Annotated in this window: 4 protein-coding genes; all 4 read left to right on the forward strand. The window is 34.8% G+C overall.

Annotated elements, in window-relative coordinates; genetic code table 11:
• The first annotated feature begins 60 nt into the window (after nt 1-60).
• The 4 genes from Q9Q35_RS08520 (at nt 61) to Q9Q35_RS08535 (ending at nt 3,540) form a co-directional block, all read left to right on the forward strand.
• The gene (locus Q9Q35_RS08520) at nt 61-2,145 is read left to right on the forward strand and encodes a hypothetical protein (RefSeq protein WP_304652983.1); all 2,085 of its coding nucleotides are present in this window, start codon (nt 61-63) and stop codon (nt 2,143-2,145) included.
• Nucleotides 2,146-2,639: 494 nt separating this feature from the next.
• A complete protein-coding gene (locus Q9Q35_RS08525; protein WP_304652984.1) occupies nt 2,640-2,822 on the forward strand; it encodes a hypothetical protein in 183 nt (60 codons plus the stop codon).
• Between the two features lie 340 nt (nt 2,823-3,162).
• Nucleotides 3,163-3,303 (forward strand): hypothetical protein, encoded by a 141-nt coding sequence (locus tag Q9Q35_RS08530; protein WP_304652985.1) that lies wholly within the window; start codon nt 3,163-3,165, stop codon nt 3,301-3,303.
• A gap of 54 nt (nt 3,304-3,357) precedes the next feature.
• On the forward strand, nt 3,358-3,540 hold the full coding sequence (locus Q9Q35_RS08535; protein WP_304652986.1) for a hypothetical protein: 183 nt from the start codon (nt 3,358-3,360) through the stop codon (nt 3,538-3,540).
• Nucleotides 3,541-3,689 lie beyond the last annotated feature (149 nt).

Here is a 3,689-nt window from a genome sequence, read left to right on the forward strand (position 1 = left end):
AGATGATATCGAAGACATGTTGAAGTAGTATGAATTAAAAGATGATCGTGAGGGATTAAGATGGGATTCTTTGATGGTATTAAGAAGTTCGCTAACGAGATGGTCGATGATGAGATTTGTCCACTTGGTGAAAATGCTCAAAGGCGTGAATTAAAGAATAGGATCGCTAAGCAACTAAAACAAAAAAAGATCTCGAATGCATCTACTAAAAAGATCGAGCACAAAAAGATCGATAATTTACGTGAAGTATTCAATGTTGATTATCGGGATCTACTATTCTTTGTTGATACAACAATGATGCGCAATAATGGGACTTTAGGGATCGGTGCGATCGATGAGTGGGTATTTTGGAAGTTCAATGATGAACAACGATTAGCTATGCCGTTAAATGATCTATTATTAGGCTATACTAGTGATGATAAACTTGTACTTGTTAATTTTGAAAATGAGCAACTTACATTTAATTCATTACCAATAGGTGATAAAGCTGAAATGTTTGATGCAGTTATCACTGCGCTTAACAAGGAACAAAAAACGGTAATAACTTATCAAAATATGTTAGCCCCGTTAGTAGAACGTGATCTAACCATCAATGATGCATTTAGGATCGACTTATTGGAAGTTTTGAGTCCTGCACAACATGTTCGTTTAGAAAAGTTGCTTATTGAAAAAGCGATCACAGAAAATGATCCGACATTTTGGAGCTATTCAGTGTATCAATTGTCTGCACATGATAGCGATGAATTTGAAAATTTACGTGGAAAAATCTTAGAACATACAGTCTCGTTATTACAGGAAAATCTGACTAGAGAAAATATCAGTGAATATTTAGATATCATAAATAAGTTTGATACTGATGAAAAATATACAACAGTAAAATTAGAATGTATGTTGAAATTAGATCGAGATGTTGAAGCTAAAATGTTAGCGTATAGCGAATTATCTGAAAGAGAACGGGAAGAATTTCTTACAAAGCAAGAGCAAGAAGAAGATAGATTACGCTTGAAGATCGAACAAGCCATCAATAAGGGTGAAGATATTTTTAAAAACAATCCCAAATACGTATATACTTATCTCTCTGGAGGTTTGTTGCCAGCGGAGTATGCTGTAGCTGTTGGGCAAAGTATTGAGTATGTGGATGGGATAATCTCTAAGATGGAACATGAAACGCCAATAATTAACAGATATCAGTTCACGTTGAATGAATTAGCTGCTAGAAACCATCAGTTCAGTTACTTTGCTGAGATCAATCATGAGGAGTTACCGACTGAAGGAAGTTGGGCTAAAATCAATAAGTTTATTCTAGGTTATGATACTATAGAACTTCAAAGGAAGATCGATTATGGTATTGCGAAGGTTGATGAAGTTAAAAGCTATGTAAAACAATATGAAGAAGTAAGACTTGAAGAAGAACAATTAGCGGAAGATCAGCGAAAATGGCGTGAACAAATGAATAAAGCTTTGGATGAAAATTATACAACATTTTATATGAAGATGTTGGATCCAGTAAAGGCTGAATATATTCATAAAAAGTTGATGACAATATATTTGAGCGATGAACTAGAAAGTAACGACATTGAAGGCTTAGATCGTTATATAGCAGATATAACTGTTAAAAGAGATGATCTTCTAAACGAATTAGTCAAAGATGAGTATGCTAAAGCACCATTAGTTCGTGGGGAATTTGAGCGTGTGGAAGATTTTGATAGACGGGTAGCTGATAAGATCGAAGAGATTAAAAATAAGATCCAAAGTAAGCTGTCTTCGGAAAAAAATCGTTTAGATAGCAAATTTTCAAAATTAGATGCTGCCAGTGAATTAGCTACTCGAAAGATGAAACAATTGATGTCCGATGATCGTGTTGCCAAATTAAACGTTTTATTGTTTATGGATCAATTAAAAAATATTAAGATCAAACAATATGACCCAGATGAATTTAAGTTTAAATATATCTATGCTAACGGACAAGAAGCTTTCGTAGATGTTCCGATAGATGTTGCACCAAAATTCAGAGATAACTTTAAACCAGAAAATTGTTTGGATGTAGCTGTTATCGTTGATGAAGATAATGGGGGCAAACCATTAGCCGTTACCAAATATCGTTTTATGGATGCAGAATATTGCCTCAAAGTCTGTTATATATAATGGGATTTTCTCTATGTGGCAGTAAAAATGAGGCTGTGACATAAGTAAAAGACATCTTCAAAAATTCCAAATATTGGGATTTTAAAGCTGTCTTTCTTTATTCTGAAAATATAACTAGTTGAAGCAGTTTAGGTAACTCGTTTTTGTGTGTTCTTTCGTGGGTTACTATTTTAGTTTGGAGTGAGTGTGATTGGTGGTGTCAGTTTTGGCAAAGTTAATATTAGGCTGGTTATTTATATATTTTTTAAATTTTTTTCAGCCAGTCGTCTAACTACGGGATCAGTACTTTCCCATTTTTGTGATTTGAATAGATCACTTAGTTCAAAAAAAGAGGTAAAGTTTTTATAAAACTTGAATCAGTTATCTCTTTAAGCGCACTTTGGACAATTGATTCAGGTGAATAGTTGGAAAAATTTTTTCATAGTAGTGGATCTCCTTATGAATAACAAAAAAGAGTATACGCTTGAGATAAGATCAATTTTGTGGAGAACACTATGATTTCGGATTATAAGAAGACATATCAAGAAATGGCTGCTTTGATCGGAGAACAACGCACGAGTAAGTTGTTTGAAATAGTCAGAAGCACTAAATATGATTTTTCGATGCGCTTGTATTCTAAAGAATACTGTAAATACCATATTTTGAAGAATAAAACCTGGTTTACTGGCAAATTATGATGAATAGATACAATGGAATTTATCAACTTTTTACGGTCTGTTCGGTGAGCGGGTAGTCAATCTGATATACGACAATTTGTGGAGAAGTACGGTATATTTTCCGTCTAAATTACATTCCAAGGACTATGCACGCAAAAAATAGCCGAGAATATGGACCGCTTAAATGTACGTGAGTTGGCAAAGTTGACGGGCTATAGTGAACGAAGTGTTCGTCGAATGATCAATGAGATAAATGATGATGAGTAAACCTTTGGTGAAAAAAGCCAAGGGTTTTTCTTTTTTGCGACAGTATGTGTCTATGTGAAGTCGTATGATAATTAGTGAAAGGTAGGTAATAATGATGTATGAAGATGCAAAAGCGGCTGTCCATACGGCAGCAGTTGCAGCAGGAGCTGTTAGTACTTCACCGATCCCTTTTTCAGATGCGGCTATCTTGATCCCGATCCAAGCAACGATGATCATTAAGATCTATAGTAGCTAAGGGATCCTTGAAGCAACAACGGCCACTGCTGTAGGAAAAAGTTTAGTTGATAATTTGCTTAAATTTATTCCTGGGGTAGGTATAGTTGCAGGTGCGGTCATTAATGGTGGCGTTGCTGTTGTCTTAACGGAGATGAGCGGTAATACATTGATCGATGAGTTTGAAGGTAATGGCTATATCGATCTAAATGAGCTAGAAAATATCATCAAGCATGCGATCAAGATCGCATTTGATTAGGCAAAAAAGTTTTGATCGTGGGTATAAAGGCAGCGTGTTTTACTTTAGGTATATAGAACAAGAGAAAGGAATGAACAGGATGGATCAAGCTAAAAAAGAAAAACTCAGAGACTTCTTCAATCAGTTTTTTGATGATGCAGATAATGATG

It is taken from the genome of uncultured Ligilactobacillus sp. (assembly GCF_948826705.1).
GTDB lineage: Bacteria > Bacillota > Bacilli > Lactobacillales > Lactobacillaceae > Ligilactobacillus.